Genomic DNA, 18,254 nt, shown 5'->3' on the forward strand with positions numbered 1-18,254 from the left:
GGCACCCGTGCAACTGGCTTGGCGCGTACCCGCCATGGGCCTGGCAGGTACCCGCCAGAACTCCCCCAGATTTCTCATCACGTTCCCCCACCCCGCTCAGGGGCAGCGGCGAGAGTGGTCCGGCGTTCCGGCAGCGGGATTCCCGCGCACGGCCCGCCGGCTCGTCTTCCCCACTTGCGAAGGACGTCATGACGCACAGCGCCGAGGCCACGGACGTGGCCGCCTCCGGTTCCCCTCCCCTGCCCCGCACCTCCGTGACGCGCGGCGGTGGCCGTTCCCGCTGGGAGTTCTGGAGATCGCCCGAGGAGCAGCCCCGGTGGGCGCGGCCGGTCCTGCTGGCCATCGCGGCCTTCGCCACCGCGCTGTACTCCTGGAACATCACCACCGCCGGCTACGCGCTCTTCTACAGCAACAGCGTGCGGAGCATGTCGGTGAGCTGGAAGGCGTGGCTGTTCGGGGCGATGGACCCGGGCGCCACCATCACGCTGGACAAGATCCCCGGTTCGTTCGCGGTCCAGGCGCTGTTCGTGCGGCTCTTCGGGTTCCACCAGTGGTCGGTGACGCTGCCGCAGGTGATCGAGGGCGTCATCGCGGTGCTCGTGCTCTACCGCGTGGTGCGCCGCTGGGCGGGGCCGGCCGCGGGCCTGATCGCCTCGGCCGTCTTCGCCCTCACACCGGTGGTCGCCTCGATGTTCGGGCACTCCATGGAGGACGGCGCGCTGACCTGCTGCCTGGTGCTGGCGGTGGACCGGTTCCAGGTCGCGGTCGCGCAGGGGCGGCTGCGGTCGCTGGTGTGGGCCGGGGTGTGGGTCGGCGTCGGCTTCCAGATGAAGATGATGCAGGCGTGGATGGTGCTGCCCGCCTTCGGCCTGGCCTATCTGCTGGTCGCACCGGGCCGGCTGCGCCGTCGCGTGTGGCACGCGGTGGTCGCGGGCGCGGTCTGCGCCGCGGTGTCGGTGACCTGGGTGGCCATGATGGAGCTGGTGCCCGCCAAGGACCGGCCGTACGTGGACGGTTCGACCAACAACAGCGCCATCGCCATGGTCTTCGGCTACAACGGCCTGGACCGGTTCGGGATCCACATCCCGGGCGCGGTGGAGAGCGGGTTCACCGGCGGCTCCCCCAAGGGGCGGGTGCCGGGCGGCACGGGTGGTACCGGCGGCACGGGTGGTACGGGCGGTACGGGTGCCGGTGGCGTTCCCGGGGGCTCGGCGGGCGCGGGGGCGTCGGGCTTCGGCGGCGGCTCGGGGCCCGGGTTCGGCGGCGGTTCGGGGATGCCGGGCGGGGCGCAGGCGGGTGGGTCGCAGGCCAACGGGGCGCAGGCGGGCGGTGCGCAGGCCAACGGGGCGCAGCCCGGCGCAGCGCAGCCCGGCGACGGGAGCGCTCCGGGGTTCGGCGGGCGGGGTCTGCCGGGCGGCGGTGGCACCGGTGGCGGCGGCGGGATGCCGGGCGGTCCCGGTGGCGGCGGCTCGCGCTGGCTGAAGCTGTTCGAGGGCCGGTTCGCTCCGCAGATCGGCTGGCTGCTGCCGTTCGCCGCCCTGATGATCGCCCTGGGGCTGCTCCAGCGGCGCCGGGCGGAGCGCACCGACGTGCTGCGCGGCGGTTTCGTCACCTGGGGCGCCTGGCTGGTGGTGGTCGGTCTGATCTTCAGCGACATGACCACCATCCCGCACACCGCCTACATGGCCACCCTGGCGCCCCCGATCGCGGCGCTGTGCGGCGCCGGGATGGTGCTGCTGTGGCGCAGCTACCGCGAGGGCGGACGCGCGGCCTGGCTGCTGCCCGCCACCGTCGCCGCGCAGGCGGCCTGGACCTGGCACCTGTGGTCCGGCTTCACGAGCTTCGCGCCGTGGCTGCGCTGGCTGGGCCTGCTCGCCGCGGTGGCCGGCGTCGCGGTCCTGGTCCTCGGCCGGATCGGCGGGCGCACCCGTGCCCGGGTGGCCGCGGTCGGCGCCGTACTCGGCCTGGCCACGGTGGGCATCGGCTCGGCCACGTGGGCCGGTTCGGGCTTCGACGCCACGTACGACGGCAGCGCCTTCGACGCCGGTGCCGGCCCGCAGAGTTCGGGCATGGGCATGGGTCCGGGCATGGCGAGCGCCCTCGCGAAGGAGTTCAAGGACGTCTCCGGCGCGGACGGCAGCACCCGGACCGGTGCTCGCGGCGGCTCCGGCGGCGGCGGTGGCTTCGGGGGTCCCGGCGGCCCGGGCGGCATGGACCCGACCGGCACGCTCACCGGCGACCAGCTCAAGCTGTGGAACTACGTCAAGGCCCACCAGGACGGCGCCGAGTACCCGCTGGCCACCACCGGCTGGTCGCAGGCCCAGCCCTACATCCTGGCCACCGGCCAGAAGGTGCTGCCGATCGGCGGCTTCTCCGGACAGATTCCGCAGCCCACCCCGGGCGCCTTCACCGCCCTCGTCCAGCAGGGCAAGCTCCACTTCCTGCTGACCGGCGGAGCGGGAATGGGCGGCATGGGAGGCATGGGCGCGATGGGCGGCGGTTCGGCGGCCGAGAGCAGCAGCGCCCAGATCACCACGTGGGCCAAGGCGCACTGCACCGAGGTGCCCGCGCAGGACTACGGGGGCGCCACGGCCTCGGGCAGCGCCCGGGCGGGGGCGGCGGGCGGCTTCGGCGGCCTGTTCGGCGGCGACAGTGCGGGCACGCTCTACCGCTGCGACGCGGGCGCCTGAGGCGCACGGGCGGGTGCCGACCCACCCCGGGTCGGCACCCGCCGCACGCACAGCCCGTCCTCAGATCGTGCGGTTACAGTGTTGGCTCGCCGCGGCCCCTGCCGGCCCTGCCGGCCCGGTCAGGGCCGGAGCCGGAGCCACAGCCGGGGCCGGGGCCGGGGCCGGGGCCATGATCAGGGCCAGAACCACGGCCGGTCCGGCGGATCCTGTCAGATGTACGGGCACGAGGAGGTCATCGCCGGGCATGGCGGAACACCACGCACAGAAGAACGGGTACCGCCTGCTGGTGGTGGAGGACGAGCCCGCGATCCGGGCGCTGCTGGAGTCCGCGCTGCGCCTGGCCGGCCACACCGTCAGCAGTACGGACACCGGACGCTCCGCCCTGGTGGAGATCGAGCGCCAGGCCCCGGCCCTGGTCCTGATGGACGTGATGCTGCCGGACCTGGACGGCTTCGAGGTGACCCGGCAACTGCGCGCCACCGGCGACGACACGCCCGTCCTCTTCCTGACCGCCCGCACCGACCTCGGCGACCGCATCGCCGGGCTGCGGGTCGGCGGGGACGACTACGTGAGCAAGCCGTTCAGCATCGAGGAGGTGCTGCTGCGGATCGACGCCATCCTGCGCCGGGTCTCCGGGGCCGAGGGCGACACCGCGCCGGCCCCGGAGATCCTGCGCTACGCCGACCTCGACCTGAACACCGAGGCCCACGAGGTCCACCGGGCCGGGCAGTACATCCCGCTCTCCCCCACCGAGTTCAAGCTGCTCGCGTATCTGATGACCAACGCCGGGCGGGTCGTGAGCAAGGCGCAGATCCTGGACCACGTGTGGTCCTACGACTTCGCCGGGGACGACCGCATCGTCCTCACCTACGTCAAGTACCTGCGCCGCAAGATCGACTGCTTCGATCCCCCGCTGATCCAGACCGTGTGGGGCGTCGGCTACTGCCTGCGGCTGCCCCGGGACCAGGCGGGAACGGAACCCTCGTGAGCATCTCCGTCAGCCGCTCGCTGCGCGGCCGTCTGATCATCGGCGTGACCCTGCTGGCCACCATCGCCGTGCTCGTCTCCCAGTTCATCGGTTACCAGGTGCTGGGCTCCTGGCTGACCGGCCGGGTGGACCAGCAGCTGCGCGGCCTGCAGCCGCCGCCCACCATGTTCCACGACCCGTCGGCCCTGGCGGCCCACCCGCCGGGGCCGCCGGCCACCGGCGCGAGCGATCCGCTGCCCTCCGACTTCCGGATCTACTTCTACGACGCCTCCGGCCAGTTGCTCGGCCAGAAGATCGGCGACCCCGACAAGGCCGGGCCCCGGCTGCCCGACCGGCGCACGGACCTGGACCTGAGCGTGGGCCGGCCGACCACCTTGGCCGCGGAGTCCGGCTCCGGTCACTGGCGGGTCCTGCTGCAGAACGGCCCCGACGGCTCCAGCCGGCTGGCCGCCCTCCCGCTCGACACCGTGGAGGGCGCGATGTCCAAACTGCGGTGGCTGGACGTGGCCGTGCTCGGCGTGACCGCCCTGGTGCTGATCGCGGCGGGCGGCTGGGTGGTGCGCCTGGGCCTGCTGCCGCTCACCCGGATGCAGGCCACCGCCCAGGCCATCACCGACGGCGAACTGGACCTGCGGCTGCCGGACACCCACCCGCGCACCGAGATCGGCCGGCTCGGCCACGTCCTCAACACCATGCTCGACCGACTCCAACAGGCCCTGCGCGCCCACGAGGCCTCCGAGGACCGGCTGCGCCGCTTCGTCGCCGACGCCGGGCACGAGCTGCGCACCCCGCTCACCGCCATCAAGGGCTTCGCCGAACTCGCGCTGCGCCATCCGCAGCCACCCGACCAGCAGCGCGAGGCGCACCGCCTGGTCGCCCAGAACGCCGAGCGCATGAGCCTGATCGTGGACGACCTCCAACTGCTGGCCACCCTCGACCGCGAGCCCAGCTACGAGCGCGAGCCGGTCGACCTGCTCTCCGTCGGCGCGGACGCGGTGAGCACCGCCGCGCTCCACCGCCCCTCCCACCCGATCGACCTCGGCCCGCTGCGGACGCCCGGCGATCCGACCGGCTGCCGCGAGCTGGAGGTGGTCGAGACCGTCGGCGACGGCCACCGGCTGCGGCAGGTGGTCGCCGCGCTGCTCTCCAACGCCCACACCCACACGCCGCCCGGCACCCGGATCCACCTGCGGGTCGGCACCACCCGGTCCGGCGATGGCACCGGCGGCACCGACCGCCCCGGCCGCACCAGCGCCTCGCCCGGTCTGCCGCCGGACACCCGCATCAACGTCATCGAGGTCGCCGACGAAGGCCCGGGCATGAACCGCGGCCATGCGGAGAAGGTCTTCGAACGCTTCTACCGCGCCGATCCCTCCCGCTCCCGGCTGCACGGCGGCAGCGGCCTGGGCCTTTCCATTGCCGCCTCCATCGCCGAAGGACACGGCGGACGCCTCGAACTCGACACCCGCCCCGGCCAGGGCTGCACCTTCCGCCTGGTGCTGCCGCAGGCGTGAGTGGCGCGGCCGGGCCGCGCGACTGAGGTGGTCACCAGCGCAGCCCGTCAGCTCCTGGGAGTCGCGGCAAGCGATTCGATCACACCGTGCCAGGTCCTGCGATAGCCCTCGCGAAGAGGCCCGCCGACCAGGTCGAGGACTTCTGATGCCGCGTCGATCATCGGCCCCGGCTCGCCCGACCTGCACAGGTGCAGGTGCGCTTCGAGCAGGGCGGCCCCACGCTCGGCGTCCGCCTCCAGAAGGCGCCGCGGCAGCCACTTCCCGCCGCCGATCCACGCGCGCTGGTGGTCGCAGAGCAGATCGGCCGCAGCGTTGAGGACGAACCCCGCCACCGCCAGGCACTCGACGGGGTCGCCCGCATCGGCGAGATCGTCCAGAGCGTCCGTCAGCGCGTACCTCTTCGTCTCGACCGTCTCCGGTCCGAGCGGCGGCGGCCCCGCGCGGAGGTCCGCCTCGGCCAGGGCACGGGCGCGGCCGGCCTCACCATCGGTGTCGACTGTTTTCCACCCCCACGGCCGGACCGACCTGGCAACGGTCGCCACCCGTACCGGAGTCCGCCCGGTGCACCCGGTGCGCCCGGACCGCAACGCCGGCGGCCGTCGGTGAGCCGACTGGCGGGTCAACACCCCTGTGTGCGTGGGCGCTTCGGGTCGAGGACGGGTGCGAGGGCGTCGCGGAGGTCTTCGGGTCGGCGGTGGTGGACGGCGGGCATGCCCAGGGCGCGTGCGGCGGCGACGTTGGCGGCGGTGTCGTCGACGAACAGGCAGCGGTCGACCGGGACTCCGACGCGTTCGGCGGCGATGAGGTAGACCTGCGGGTCGGGCTTCGCGACGCCGATGCGGGCGGTGTTGACGATGATGTGGGCGAGGTTGTGCAGGTCCTGGCGGGCGAGGTCCTGTTCCAAGCGCGTGGTCGCGTTGGAGACCAGGGCGACGGGCATGACGTCGCGAACCCGGGTGAGCAGGGAGACCACCTCGTGGTCGACGCGCGGCATGAGCTCGGACCAGGCAGCGACGATCGCCCGGGCGACGTCCACCGACCCACAGGCGTCGGCGATGTCCGCGGTCACCGCTGCGCGCCACTGCTCGTCGGTGGTCTCCCCCGTGATGGCGGGGTGCAGGCGGGACGGGGCGAAGGCGGCTGCCGCGAGCGTGCCGGCGGGCAGGCCGTGGGCGCGGTCGAGATCGGCGTGACCGGGGGCGGGCCAGTGCCGCAGCACACCGTCGATGTCGCAGAGCACGGCGTCGTAGGGGTGGACCGGCATGCTCGGAGCTCCTTGATCGTGGTGGTCGACGCCCAGGGTACGGCGATGCTCTCGCCCGCCTCTTCGGATGCGTGTCCGCTCGTGTCACCCCCCTGGGTGAATCCGGAACCGGTCGGCCCGGCGACCAATCCGCCCCGGGGGTCACACCGAATCGACGGCGTGAGAGCCCGCACCGATCGCGGGTTCACGACGTGAGACGGGACATGATGGCCACAGAGCACATCGATACCCGGCTGCTCGAGGAACTGACCGAGCAGTCCGAGGACTTGAACAGCGACGCGGTGCGCATCACGCGCAGCGCCCTGATCGACTTCGGGCAGGCGAACGAACCGGTCCGGCGCCGCTGGTGGCAGCGCGGCACCGTGCTGGCGGGTGCCGCCGGGGTGGCGGCGCTGGCCGGCGGTCGTGCCTTCGCCGACTCGGCCTCCCCGTCGGCCGCGGCCTCGGGCTCGACCTCGGGCTCGACCTCGGGCTCGACCTCGGGCTCGGTCGCGACGGACGACATCATGGCACTGCAGACCGCCGCCTCGATCGAGAACCTGGCGGTGGCGGTCTACCAGACCGCCGCGGGGCTGTCGTTCATCAAGAGCGGCAACCCCACGGTGGCTGCGTTCATCGCCAGGACCACCATGCAGCACCAGGCGCACGCGAAGGCGTTCAACGCCGCCGCGACCCAGGCCGGCGGGCAGGCGCAGAACGGCCCCGACCCGAAGTACAAGGCCGTCGTCGACCAGGCGCTGCCCACCATCCAGGGCCCGGCGGACGTGGTGAAGCTGGCGATCACCCTGGAGGACGTGGCCGCGCAGACCTACACCAAGAACGTCGCGCAGGTCGGCGACGCCCAACTGCGCAAGCTCTTCGCCTCCGTGGCGCCGGTGGAGGCGCAGCACCGGGCCACGCTGCTCGCCGTCCAGGCCCTGCTGGCCGGCAACGCGGCCGATCTGATCACCATCCCGGTGGACCCCGCCAAGCTGCCGGCCGCCGCGGGCAGCGTCGGCTTCCCCGACGCCTTCTACAAGACCGACAGCGCCTCCCCGATCAGCGAAGGGGCCGTGAAGTGACGACCACCAAGGACGGCTGGGACCTGCCCCTCAGCGAGGGCGAGCTGACCCGCCTCACCCGTGACCTGCACGAGGCGCACCAGGAGACGCTGCCCGCGATGCGGGCGAGCGCCCGGGACCTCAGCGAGGAGATCCGGGCCCGGCAGCAGGGCGAGCCGCGCGACGGTGCCCGGGAGACGGGCGAGCCGCGCGAGGGTGCACGCCGCACGGGCGCGCCGCGCGACAGCGGGCGGCGGCGCTTCCTGCTCGGCGCCGGCGGGACGGCGGTCGCGCTGACGCTGGCCGCCTGCTCCTCCGGCAGCACCTCGTCCAGTTCCTCCTCGTCCGCCGCCGGCGGTGCTTCGACGGCGTCCTCCGCTGCGGCCGGCGGGCGCTACACCGGCGACCTGAAGGTGGTCGCGCTGGCCACCGCGCTGGAGAACCAGGCCGTGGGCGCCTACCAGGCCACCCTGGCCGCGGCCAAGGCCGGCAAGCTCGGCACCGTCCCTCCGGCGGTCGCCGGCTTCGTCACCACCGCGATGGCCCAGCACGCCGACCACGCCCAGGCCTGGAACGCCGTCCTCACCAGCGCCGGCAAGCCCGCCATCACCGACGTGCCGCTGTCCAACCAGCCGGCCACCCTCGCCGCCCTCGGCAAGGCCGCCAACGTCGGCGATGTGGCCAAGCTCGCCCTGCAGTTGGAGGACCAGGCCGCGCAGACCTACCTCTTCGCGACCTACAACGTCACCAGCCCGGCCGGGATCGCCACCGCCGCGACCATCGCGCCGGTGGAGGCCATGCACGCCGCCATCCTCAACTACGTGCTCGGCCAATACCCCGTCCCCGACGACTTCCTGCCCGTCGACAAGGCCGCCAGCCCCTCGCTGCTGACCGTCTGACGACACACCCAGCCGCCCGGGCGCGAAGGTCGACTCCCCCGCGCCCGGGCATCCGTGCGGCCGGACCCGGGGGCGGTATCGAGTCCGTACCGGTCGTGGTGTCCTGCACGGTCGACATCCGTGGCCCTTTCGTGCAGCGAGAGTTGAGGTACTGCGGGCGGTCTGTCCCGACCGCCCGGGAGAGTTCGCCGCGCATCGTGAATTCGGCACCGACCGCGGTGCGGATTGCTCCTGATCGCCGCCGACCGCGAGGTTCACTCGAACGGTCGGGCACGACGCCGCCGATCCGCCGGAGAGTTGGGCCAGTTGAGCGGCTCACCGGTCGGCCGGGTGCGTGTCGCCTGGACGCGGACGGCCCGGCAGCATTTCACTTCCCCCTGACCGCCCGCCATTTCCTGGTGCCATGGCCGTCGCCTCTTCGATCGTCACTCCCACCCCGGCGCGTCCAGGGGTGGGATCGGCCACCTCGCACGCGGCAGATCAGGCTGAGCCGGCGGCGCCCCGTCCCCTTCATCGATTCGGAGGAACACCATGTCCCTGGAAGCCCAAGCGGCCGACACCCCGCCCGACAACCTCTCCCGCCGGCACCTGATGCGCCAGGCGGCCGCCGTCGGAGCCGCGGGCCTGGCCGTCAACCTGCTCGCCGGCACCGGCACGGCCCTCGCCCGGCCCGCCGAGCAGCACGCCGCGGGCGAGGGCGCGCCCGCACCGGCCGGCGTGCGGGCCGATCACGCCGAGCCGATGATCGTCCACCTGCGGGACGCCCGCAGCGGCGACCTGGACCTGTACAGCGGCGACCGCCACCAGCGCGTCCAGGACCCCGCCCTGGCCGCCGCCCTGGTCCGCGCGCTCGGCTGACGCACCGTCAAGACCCCGGCTGTCCCCGGCAGGCACCCGCCGGGGGCGGCCGGCCCACCGTCCCGCCCACGCACCAACCCTGTGAGGTTCCCTTGTCGTCCCACCGCGAAGCCCCCGAGATCTCCAAGGACCCGGTCGCCGACAGCACCGACGTCTACGCCTTCGTCAGTCCCGACAACTGCGACACCGTCACGCTGATCGCCAACTACATCCCCCTGCAGGGGCCGGCCGGCGGCCCGAACTTCTACGAGTTCGGCGAGGACGTCCTCTACAGCATCCACATCGACAACGACAACGACGGCCGCCCGGACGTCAGTTACGAGTTCCGCTTCAGCGTCGAGGTCCGCAACCCCGACTCCTTCCTGTACAACACCGGGCCGATCACCTCACTGGACGACCCCCACTGGAACCGGCGCCAGACCTACAGCGTCACCCGCGTCGAGGCCGGCGAGCGCCGCCGCGTCCTGGCCGAGAACCTCGCCTGCCCGCCGTGCAACATCGGCCCGCTCTCCACCCCCGACTACACCTCGCTGGCCGGCATGGCCGTCCACCAGCTCGACGGCAACCGCCACGTCTTCGCCGGCCAGCGCGCCGAGGGCTTCTACGTCGACCTCGGCGCCATCTTCGACCTGGCCACGCTGCGCCCCTTCCAGCAGCTGCACGTCATGCCCGCCTTCACCCAGCCCGCTCCCGGCGTCAACACCACCAAGGCGCTCAACGTCCACAGCATCGCCCTGCAGGTCCCGATCACCGACCTGACCCGGGACCACCGCAAGCCCACCGACGTGATGGACCCGCACGCCACCATCGGCGTGTGGACCACCGCCGCCCGCCGCCAGGCCCGGGTGTTCAACCCGGCCGGCCGCGACGCCGCCTCCGGTCCCTTCGTCCAGGTCTCCCGGCTGGGCAACCCGCTCGTCAACGAGGTCATCATCCCGATGGGGAAGAAGGACCTGTGGAACACCCAGCCGCCGGCGGACGACAAGAACTTCGCCCAGTACGTCGCCCACCCCGAGCTCGCCAACCTGCTGCCCGCGCTCTACCCGGGCGTCTTCCCCAACCTCGCGGCCCTGGACGCCTCCGGCAAGCCCCGCGCCGACCTGCTCGCCGTCCTGCTCACCGGCATCCCCAGCGGCATCGTCCCCGGCTTCCAGAACTACACCGGCGACACCCAGGCCGACATGCTGCGCCTGAACGTCGCCGTCCCGCCGGCCGGCAACCCCAACATCCTGGGCCTGGTCGCCGGCGACGCCGCCGGATTCCCCAACGGGCGCCGGGTCTTCGACGACGTCGTGACCATCGAGCTGCGCGTGATCGCCGGTCTCATCTACCACCTCGTCGACGCGAGCTTCACCCCCGACGGCGCGACCAGCGTGATCACCGACGGCCTCACGCCCGCGGACGTCAAGAACCCGTACCTCACCACCTTCCCGTACCTCGGGCTGCCCTACGACGGCTACCACAACCCGTCCAGCTGACACCGACCGCCGCGGGTGCGAGCGCCTGGCGCGTCCCGCACCCGCGGCAGCGCCTGCGGTACCTCAACTGCCTTCCCACGGAACCCGAAAGCCCCCCATGACGCACCAGCACCAGCACCAGCACTCCGACGCCCCGCACGCCGACCACTCCCACGCCCCGCTGCCCGACCACCCCCACGCCCCGCTGCCCGCGCCCTCCCGCGAGGGCAGCGTCGTCCTGGAGATCGGCGGCACGCTCGGCGCGCTGATCATCCACACCGGGCCCGAAGCCGACGGCCTGGAGATCGAGGTCAGCCCCATCGGCCAGGACGCCACCCGCACCCACGCCGCCGTCCGCCCCCGCCACCTCGCCGGACGCACCGTCCACTGCGCGGTCATCTCCCCGCTGCCCGAGGGCGACTACACCCTCTGGCGCACCGCCGACACGCCCGAAGGCACCCTCACCATCCACGGCGGCGCGGTCACCGAGCACCGCTGGGCCCCCGCCGCCGGGCAGCAGACCCGGACCGCGGACCGGGCATAGGGCCTGTCCGACGGCTCCCGCCGGGCGCGCGGCGCCGGTCCCGTCAGTCCTCGCGCTCGCACGGCTTGCGCAGTCCCGCGACGAGGAGCGCGACCAGGCGGCGCGCGTCGTACCGCGGGTCGCTGTCGGCGCCGATGCAGAGGTTTCCGATGCCCCGCATGAGCTGGAGGGCGTCGAGGTCGGGGCGGATCTCGCCGGCGGCGACGGCGGCGTCGAGCAGGTGGGCGCACACCGGCACGAGGCGGTCGAGGAAGTAGGCGTGCAGGGTCTCGAAGCCGGCGTTGTCGTTCTGCATCGCGGCTGCGAGGCCGTGCTTGGTGACCAGGAAGTCGACGAAGAGGTCGACCCAGCGCCCGAGGGCGGCGTGCGGTGTCGGGCCGGCCGCGAGCAGGGCGGGCCCGGCTTCCGCGCAGGCGTCGACCTGGTGGCGGTAGACGGCGATGACGAGGTCCGCCCGGGTGGGGAAGTGCCGGTAGATCGTGCCCATCCCGACGCCGGCCCTGGCGGCGATGTCGCGCACCGGCGCCTCCACGCCCGAGGTGACGAAGACCGCCGCGGCGGCCTCCAGCAGGGTCTGGCGGTTGCGCTGGGCGTCCTTGCGCCTGGATCCGGCTGCGCTTGCCGTGCTCTGTCCGCTGTCGTCCAACGCGACGCTCCTTCCACGAGGGTGCCAATACGGGGGTTCCACCACGAGGTTGCAAAGCGGAACAGTGCTCCGTATCGTGAGCGGAGCAAGGTTCCGTTTAGCCCATGATGGCAGACCCGAGGACCGGGCCGCCCCTTGCCGCCCTTGCCACTGTTTGCCGTCCCCGGGCCCACCGATCCACGAGCGCGAAGAAATGGAAGGCACTTCCATGTCCGACTCGAACACCCCGAACCCGCACGAGACCGCGGGCGCACCCGCGCTGGTGCTGTCCGCCAAGCCGGTCGTCCTGTCCGCCCCGGGCCGGGGCGAGGACCTCCAGGTCCGCATATCCGCCCCCGCGACCGGCAACGGCCTGCCCGTCGTCGTCTTCTCGCACGGCTTCGGCTCCTCGATGAACGGCTACGCCCCGCTGGCGGACTTCTGGGCCGCCCACGGCTTCGTGGTCCTGCAGCCCACCCACCTCGACTCCAGGACCCTCGGCCTCCCTGCCGAGGATCCCCGTACGCCGCGGATCTGGCGCCTGCGCATCGAGGACCTCAAGCGCGTGCTGGACGGACTCGACACGCTGGAGGCCGCCGTGCCGGGCCTCGCCGGGCGCCTCGACCGCGACCGCATCGCCGTGGCGGGCCACTCCTGGGGAGCCCAGAGCGCGAGCACGCTGCTGGGCGCGCGCGTCCTCGACGCCGACGGCGTGGCCGCCGAGGACCTCTCCGACCCCCGGGTCAAGGCGGGTGTGCTGCTCGCCCTGACCGGCCTGGGCGACGACCTGACCCCGTTCGCCGCCGAGCACTTCCCCTTCATGCGGCCGTCCTTCGACACCATGACCGCCCCGGCGCTCATCGTCGCCGGTGACAACGACCGGTCCCACCTGTCCACCCGCGGACCGGACTGGTTCACCGACCCCTACACCCACAGCCCGGGGGACAAGAGCCTGCTCACGCTGTTCGGGGCGGAGCACTCGCTCGGCGGGATCCCCGGCTACGAGGCCGCCGAGACGACGGACGAGAGCCCCGCCCGCGTCGCCCTGCTCCAGCGGCTCACCACGGCCTTCCTGCGCAGCGCCCTCCACCCCGGGGACAGCGGCTGGCAGGCGGCGGCCACCGCGCTGGCGGACGACCCCGAGCCGCTGGGGACGCTGCAGAGCAAGTGAGCCGGGCGGGCGCTCGGGCCGATGGGGCCCGGTGCTCAGAGCTCGGTGAGTTCGCCCAGGCCCAGGGTGCGCAGGGTGTGGTCGGCCATGTGCCGGTGGCCGACGGCGTTGGGGTGGGCCGGGTCGTCGAGCCACGCGATGGGGTCGCTGTCGGGGAACCGGGCCAGCCAGTACGCCTCGTGGTCGACCAGCAGCGCGCCGGTCTCCGCGGCGATCTCGCGCACGGCCTGGCAGTAGGCGGGCAGTTCGGCCCGGGCGGCGCGCCCGGCCAGGCTGACCAGGACGGGCGTGTGGAGCACGATCTGCGCGCCGTCCGCCCTGGCGATGATCGCGCTCATCGACTCGCGGAACTCGGCGAGGCCCGCCAGCCCGGCGCGGGCGTCGTTGGTGCCCAGCGAGATGGACAGGACTTCGGGCTCGAAGCGGCCGATGAGGTGGTCGTACGCGGCGAGGACGTCCGTGGCGCGCCAGGCGGACACCCCGGTGTTGACGACGATGTCGGTCAGCCGGTCGAGCTGCCAGCGGACGCGCTCGTGGACGTGCTCCACCCAGCCCCGCGCGCCGTGGGTGTGCAGGACGGCCTGGGTGATGCTGTCGCCGGTCATCACCCAGGTCATCGGTTCACCGGAGAGCTGGACCATGTGACGAGTACCCCCAGGAGTTCCGTGTCCGGCAGCGACGTTCGGCTGCGCAGGCACGGAGTCGATCATACTTCTCGCCGCTTCGGAAGGGCCCCGGGGCGCTGACGAGTGGTGCCCCGGGCAACTGCGCCCGGGGCACCACTCGTTCGGCCGGATCAGCAGCGGCTCAGCCGGCGGCTCCCGCGTCGCCGTGGTCGCAGGCGGTGCCGTCATGGTCGGTGTCCAGGCCGAGGCGGTCGCGGCCGTGGACGGCCAGCGGCGGGTAGCCGTGGGCGAGGAGCCAGCGGCAGCCGGCGCCCGGGGCGGTGCCCACGGCGGGCGGGAAGGTCCACGGGACGCAGACGTTGATGTCGCCGTAGGCGTGGTCGCAGCCGTCGGCGGTGGCCGGCACGGGCGTGCTGTCGGCCTGCGGGGGCGGCTGCTTCGCCGGGTCGTCCAGGCCCTGGGCGAAGTCCATGACGTGCGGGGCGGGCCGTTGCTGCGGCCCCTGCTGCTGGGCGGCCGCGCCCGCCGGTGCGGCACCGGTCAGCACCGTGCCCGACGGCGCCGGGTGGGACCGGGCGGTGGTGGCGGGCAGCGTCAGGGCCAGGGTCAGTCCTGCGGCGGCGGTGCCCAACGCCGCGAGCGCGACGGTCAGCGGGCCGGCGGCGCGGCGGCGCGGGGTCCTGGTGGTCACACGGTTCTCCTTTCCGTGGGAGGGGGGTGGCGTCACATCAGGTGGATCCACTGCGCGACCGACGGCACGCCGTTCGCGTTGACCGCGAAGAGCATGTAGTACCCGGGCGGCGCGAGGTTCGGGTTGCTGGTCACGTTGAGGTTGACGCTGCCGTCCCCGTTGACGCTCAGCGGCAGGTCGACGAAGCGCTGGTTGGGGTCGGAGGAGTGCGTGACGGCGGCCGGGCGGATCAGCTCGGCGCGCACGATCGGGGCGTCCACCGTGATGTGCTGGCTGGAGCCGTAGGACCACATGGTGTTGGCGACGCCGGTGATCTGCGGGCGGGCGCCGTGGTAGAGGTACGGCGGGGTGTAGAGCGAGACGTGCATGTCGAAGCTGCCGTTGCCCGGGTTGTCGCCGACCGTCATCACCCGGCCGTCGGGCAGCAGGAAGGACGCGGAGTGGTAGGTCCGCGGGATCGGGTCGGTGGCCATCGCGGGCGTGAAGGTGTTGGTGGCCGGGTCGAACATCGAGGCCTCGAAGACCGGGTCGGCCCGGTTGTGCAGGCCGCCGTTGGTCTCGAAGACCTGGCCGTTGGGCAGCAGCACGGTGGAGACGTACATCTTGCCCTGGCTGCCGGTCTCCATGCTGCCGTCGCTCATCCTGCCCTGCGGCAGCAGCGGGCCGGGCGTGTAGGCGGGGCTGGCGGCCTTGAGGTCGATGATGTCGGTCTGCCGGCCAGCGTCCACGTTGCTGACGATGTTGCCGCCGCCCACGGTGAGCACCCGCTGGTCCTGGGCGGGCGGCAGCATGACGCTCATCGACTGGTCGCGGGTGTCCTTGCTCTGCAGGCCGGGGACGTCGGTGATGGTGTTGGCGTTGTAGTCGTAGATCGAGGCGCCGCTGCCGGGGGTGCCGTTGCCGAAGACGTGGCTGCCGGTGTAGAAGAGCCGCCCGTCCTGCATCAGCACCATCGAGGGGTACAGGCCCCAGAAGTTCCAGCTCTGGTGCACCTGCGAGGTCGGCTGCCAGGCCTGTGCGGCGGTGGAGTACAGCTCGGTGGTGACGCTGCCGCTGGAGTCCCCGCGCAGGCCGCCGAAACTGATGATGTCGCCGTCGCCCATCTCGGTGGCCGAGGGGTACCAGTGCCCGTCGTTCATGTCGTTGGTGCGGGTGTAGGTCTGGGTCGCCGGGTCGAAGACGTACCCGGTGTTGAGCCCCTCGTAGCCGTGGCTGGCGTCGGCGGCCGGGTAGGACTTGGTGCCGCCCACGATCAGCACCCGGCCGTCGGGCAGTTGCACGTGGCCGGAGCAGAACATGTCGGCGGGCGTGGGGACCTGGGTGAAGGTGGCGGTCACCGGGTCGTAGACGGCCGAGGTGAAGGTGCCGGCGGCGAAGGCCATCGGGTCGTTGCCCGAGCCGGCCATCAGCAGCACCTTGCCGTTGTGCAGCACGATCGCGTGCATGCTGCGCACCGGGTTGAGGAACGGCATCACCTGCCAGGAGCCGGCGGTGCAGGCGTCGCCGGCCGTGCAGGCGGTGCCGGTGGCCGGGACGGTGGCGTCCTCCATGGTGTAGTCGTCGGTGGTCAGCGTGCCGTTGCCGTAGACCGTGACGCCCCAGCTGATCTGGTCGGTGTGCGGCGGGACGGCCGGGGTGCGCACGCTGGTGTGCGTGTAGCTGCCGGTGACCGGCAGGGTCTCCAGGTCGGTCCAGTACTGCCAGCCGCCGGCGATGTCGTGCCGGAAGGCGGTGACCACCGTGTTGGGGGTCGTGGTGGTGTACCAGAGACCCAGGTCGTACTGGTGGTTCGGGGTCACCGAGGGCGCGCAGGACGGGTTCTCCACCATCATCGCCTTGCGGTCGCCGGTGGTGACGCCCGCGACGGTGATCCGCATGGCACGGGTGCCGCTGTGCGCGTCGGAGGTGACGGAGTAGTTCACGGTGCCGTTGCCCCAGCCGGACTGCTCCCAGCAGACCGGGAACCCGTTGGCGTCCAGCGTCTCGAGTCCGGGGTCGACCAGCAGGTTGGCGCCGGCGAAGGCCGGCTGCGCGCCGAGCATCAGCGCCAGCAGCGCGAGCACCGCGACGTGGATCGGCACGGAGGACCGCAGGCGGCGGTCGCGTGCCAGCGGTGGGCGGGTCACGGGCGGGTGTGTCACGGACGGGTGGGTCACAGGCGGGCTCCTCCGGGGGTCGGGGGCGGTCGGACGGCCGGTTCCACTACGGCGAGGCGTCCTTGACGATCCGTCGGACCTCGACCCGGTCCGCCGCCGAGTCGCCGAAGGAGGCCAGGACGGTGGAGTGGGCGAGGGCCGCGCGGACGGTGGGCAGGTCGCCCGGGTCCTGGCGCAGGGTGGGGGTGGAGACGATGTAGTCGAGGCTGCGCCAGCCCTGCGGCAGGGTGCGGGAGACCGCCGGGTCGAGGTCGACCTTGTAGAACCAGATCACCCCGGTGCCGGGTTCGAAACCGTCGTGGACCAGGTCCAGCCAGAGGGCGTCGTCCACGGTGATCCGGGTGTGCGCCGGATCGGGGACGTTGGCGCGGATCCAGCGGGCCGCGGCGTCGTACGGCGCGTTTGCGTGGGCGGTCAGCGCGGTGCGGTCGCCGGCGTACCAGCGCGGCACCGTCCAGCCGGCCGCGAGCGCGGCGGCCAGCACCACGACGGCCCAGCGCACCGGGCGCAGGCGAAGGCGTGGGACGGCGTGCAGCACCAGGCGCACGCCCAGGTGAGCCGCGCCCGCCAGCGCGAGCGCCAGGAACGGCAGCGCCTGGATCACGTACATCGCCGGCAGGTAGCCGGCGCCCGGCCGCAGCACCACCAGTGCCAGCAGCAGCACGGCCAGCGCGGGGGCGCGCAGCCGGCGCGAGCAGAGCAGCGGCAGGGTGACGGCCAGGCCGCCGAGGAGCAGCACCCGGTCGTAGTAGAGCCAGGACTCCAGCACCTGGTGGGCCCCGGAGCCGGGGCTCAGCACCGAGCCGGAGCCCGCCCGTTGGAGCTGGAAGAGCAGCCCGCCGAGCAGCGAGACATGGCCCGGCCCGGGGATCAGCTCGCCCTTGAGGAGGGCGTACAGCGGGTAGCCCAGGCCCACCAGGGCCAGCGCGGTGCCGAAGCCGACCAGCGAGAACTTGCGGGTGGTCCGGTCGCAGTGCTGCCACAGCAGGAGCACCACCGCGGGCAGCACCACCGCGACGGTCTCCTTGGAGAGCACCGCGACCCCGGCGCACACGCCCGCGGCGACGTGGTGCCACAGGTGCTTGCGCGGGGAGGCGGCCAGCACGAAGGCCGCGAGCAGCCAGAGCACCGCGAAGTTGTCCAGGAAGAGTTCGCGCTGCAGGCCCACCGCCAGCGGGCTCAGCCCGAAGAGCAGCACCGCGAGCGCGGCGGACCAGCGGGGCAGGCCGAGCCGGCGGGCCAGCAGGTGGAGCAGCAGGGCGCTGACCGCGGTGACCGGGAGCATCGCGATGCGCAGCTCGGCGGTGAAGAGGTGGTCCGGCGGGGCGAACAGGCCGGGCAGCCAGGAGAGCACGGCCAACTGCAGCCAGCCGAGCGGCGGGTGGTCGTACCAGTAGGTGTAGGGGGCCAGTCCGTGGTGGTGCTGGACGGCCCAGGCCTGGGCCAGGTAGGTCCCCTCGTCGTCGCTGACGGCGGGGAATCCGGCGATGTTGCACGCCTGCACCACGAGGACGGCGGCTGTGACGACCAGGGCGAGCGGGCCGTCCGGGCCGAGCCTTCGCAGCGAGCGCAGCCGGCGCAGCGGGCGCTTCAGGAGGGGTGGCCGGATCTCCCGTGGGGTGATCGGCGCGCGGGAGGCCGTGCCCACAAGCGCGGTCAAGGGTTCTTCCTTCTCGACGGATGGCAGGGCCGGTGGACGAAAGACGGGCGAAAGGGGGCCCGGAATAGCTG

At 73.2% G+C, this 18,254-nt stretch carries 16 protein-coding genes; 9 read left to right on the forward strand and 7 right to left on the reverse strand.

The window, feature by feature from the left end:
* The first annotated feature begins 188 nt into the window (after positions 1 to 188).
* From OG500_RS03285 to OG500_RS03295, 3 genes are all read left to right on the forward strand, one after another.
* Positions 189 to 2,690, forward strand: a complete 2,502-nt coding sequence (locus OG500_RS03285) for an ArnT family glycosyltransferase (protein ID WP_329576316.1) — start codon at positions 189 to 191, stop codon at positions 2,688 to 2,690.
* 244 nt (positions 2,691 to 2,934) lie between these two features.
* Positions 2,935 to 3,678 (forward strand): response regulator transcription factor, encoded by a 744-nt coding sequence (locus OG500_RS03290; RefSeq protein WP_329576318.1) that lies wholly within the window; start codon positions 2,935 to 2,937, stop codon positions 3,676 to 3,678.
* Entirely contained in the window at positions 3,675 to 5,192 is a 1,518-nt protein-coding gene (locus tag OG500_RS03295) for a sensor histidine kinase (protein ID WP_329576321.1), read from the forward strand. Before OG500_RS03290 ends, OG500_RS03295 begins: the two co-directional genes overlap by 4 nt.
* 47 nt (positions 5,193 to 5,239) lie before the next feature.
* Here the strand turns inward: OG500_RS03295 and OG500_RS03300 are convergent, their stop codons facing one another.
* Both OG500_RS03300 and OG500_RS03305 read right to left on the reverse strand, forming a co-directional pair.
* Positions 5,240 to 5,734 carry a nucleotidyltransferase domain-containing protein gene (locus OG500_RS03300; protein ID WP_329576324.1) on the reverse strand — a complete coding sequence of 165 codons (495 nt, stop codon included), beginning with the start codon at positions 5,732 to 5,734 and terminating at the stop codon, positions 5,240 to 5,242.
* Positions 5,735 to 5,811: 77 nt separating this feature from the next.
* The gene (locus OG500_RS03305) at positions 5,812 to 6,456 is read right to left on the reverse strand and encodes an HAD family hydrolase (RefSeq protein ID WP_329576327.1); all 645 of its coding nucleotides are present in this window, start codon (positions 6,454 to 6,456) and stop codon (positions 5,812 to 5,814) included.
* A 203-nt stretch (positions 6,457 to 6,659) separates the two neighbouring features.
* Here OG500_RS03305 and OG500_RS03310 point away from each other — a divergent pair, with 203 nt between their 5' ends.
* The 5 genes from OG500_RS03310 to OG500_RS03330 all read left to right on the forward strand — a co-directional run bounded on the left by OG500_RS03310 (position 6,660) and on the right by OG500_RS03330 (position 11,254).
* Positions 6,660 to 7,517 (forward strand): ferritin-like domain-containing protein, encoded by an 858-nt coding sequence (locus tag OG500_RS03310; RefSeq protein WP_329576330.1) that lies wholly within the window; start codon positions 6,660 to 6,662, stop codon positions 7,515 to 7,517.
* Positions 7,514 to 8,395, forward strand: coding sequence for a ferritin-like domain-containing protein (locus tag OG500_RS03315; protein WP_329576333.1), 882 nt, complete (start codon positions 7,514 to 7,516; stop codon positions 8,393 to 8,395). The genes OG500_RS03310 and OG500_RS03315 overlap by 4 nt, the downstream gene beginning before the upstream one ends.
* Before the next feature lie 531 nt (positions 8,396 to 8,926).
* Complete coding sequence (locus OG500_RS03320; RefSeq protein ID WP_327064843.1) at positions 8,927 to 9,253, forward strand: hypothetical protein; 327 nt, start codon at positions 8,927 to 8,929, stop codon at positions 9,251 to 9,253.
* Positions 9,254 to 9,345: 92 nt separating this feature from the next.
* Entirely contained in the window at positions 9,346 to 10,731 is a 1,386-nt protein-coding gene (locus tag OG500_RS03325; RefSeq protein ID WP_327064844.1) for a DUF4331 domain-containing protein, read from the forward strand.
* Positions 10,732 to 10,828: 97 nt separating this feature from the next.
* Positions 10,829 to 11,254, forward strand: coding sequence for a hypothetical protein (locus OG500_RS03330; RefSeq protein ID WP_329576337.1), 426 nt, complete (start codon positions 10,829 to 10,831; stop codon positions 11,252 to 11,254).
* 43 nt (positions 11,255 to 11,297) lie between these two features.
* On the opposite strand, the gene OG500_RS03335 is transcribed toward OG500_RS03330, so the two are convergent.
* Entirely contained in the window at positions 11,298 to 11,900 is a 603-nt protein-coding gene (locus OG500_RS03335) for a TetR/AcrR family transcriptional regulator (protein WP_329576340.1), read from the reverse strand.
* A gap of 208 nt (positions 11,901 to 12,108) precedes the next feature.
* On the opposite strand from OG500_RS03335, the gene OG500_RS03340 reads away from it, so the two are divergent.
* Positions 12,109 to 13,050: an alpha/beta hydrolase family protein gene (locus OG500_RS03340; RefSeq protein WP_329576343.1), complete on the forward strand. Its 942-nt coding sequence runs from the start codon at positions 12,109 to 12,111 to the stop codon at positions 13,048 to 13,050.
* A gap of 35 nt (positions 13,051 to 13,085) precedes the next feature.
* Here OG500_RS03340 and OG500_RS03345 read toward each other — a convergent pair whose 3' ends face one another.
* The 4 genes from OG500_RS03345 to OG500_RS03360 form a co-directional block, all read right to left on the reverse strand.
* Entirely contained in the window at positions 13,086 to 13,667 is a 582-nt protein-coding gene (locus tag OG500_RS03345; protein ID WP_329576346.1) for an SGNH/GDSL hydrolase family protein, read from the reverse strand.
* 190 nt (positions 13,668 to 13,857) lie between these two features.
* Positions 13,858 to 14,367, reverse strand: a complete 510-nt coding sequence (locus OG500_RS03350) for a hypothetical protein (RefSeq protein WP_329576347.1) — start codon at positions 14,365 to 14,367, stop codon at positions 13,858 to 13,860.
* A 32-nt stretch (positions 14,368 to 14,399) separates the two neighbouring features.
* Positions 14,400 to 16,409 (reverse strand): galactose oxidase early set domain-containing protein, encoded by a 2,010-nt coding sequence (locus OG500_RS03355; RefSeq protein ID WP_329587380.1) that lies wholly within the window; start codon positions 16,407 to 16,409, stop codon positions 14,400 to 14,402.
* A 160-nt stretch (positions 16,410 to 16,569) separates the two neighbouring features.
* Positions 16,570 to 18,183 carry an ArnT family glycosyltransferase gene (locus tag OG500_RS03360; protein ID WP_442906994.1) on the reverse strand — a complete coding sequence of 538 codons (1,614 nt, stop codon included), beginning with the start codon at positions 18,181 to 18,183 and terminating at the stop codon, positions 16,570 to 16,572.
* Positions 18,184 to 18,254: the final 71 nt, after the last annotated feature.

It is taken from the genome of Kitasatospora sp. NBC_01250 (assembly GCF_036226465.1).
Classification (GTDB): Bacteria; Actinomycetota; Actinomycetes; order Streptomycetales; family Streptomycetaceae; genus Kitasatospora.

Bases quoted from the DNA above. Each gene is read 5' to 3' on its own strand.
- OG500_RS03285 (WP_329576316.1), top strand. From the start codon at position 189: ATGACGCACAGCGCCGAGGCCACGGACGTGGCCGCCTCCGGTTCCCCT.
- OG500_RS03290 (WP_329576318.1), top strand. From the start codon at position 2,935: ATGGCGGAACACCACGCACAGAAGAACGGGTACCGCCTGCTGGTGGTG.
- OG500_RS03305 (WP_329576327.1), bottom strand. From the start codon at position 6,456: ATGCCGGTCCACCCCTACGACGCCGTGCTCTGCGACATCGACGGTGTG.
- OG500_RS03310 (WP_329576330.1), top strand. From the start codon at position 6,660: ATGATGGCCACAGAGCACATCGATACCCGGCTGCTCGAGGAACTGACC.
- OG500_RS03320 (WP_327064843.1), top strand. From the start codon at position 8,927: ATGTCCCTGGAAGCCCAAGCGGCCGACACCCCGCCCGACAACCTCTCC.
- OG500_RS03330 (WP_329576337.1), top strand. From the start codon at position 10,829: ATGACGCACCAGCACCAGCACCAGCACTCCGACGCCCCGCACGCCGAC.
- OG500_RS03340 (WP_329576343.1), top strand. From the start codon at position 12,109: ATGTCCGACTCGAACACCCCGAACCCGCACGAGACCGCGGGCGCACCC.
- OG500_RS03345 (WP_329576346.1), bottom strand. From the start codon at position 13,667: ATGACCTGGGTGATGACCGGCGACAGCATCACCCAGGCCGTCCTGCAC.
- OG500_RS03355 (WP_329587380.1), bottom strand. From the start codon at position 16,409: ATGCTCGGCGCGCAGCCGGCCTTCGCCGGCGCCAACCTGCTGGTCGAC.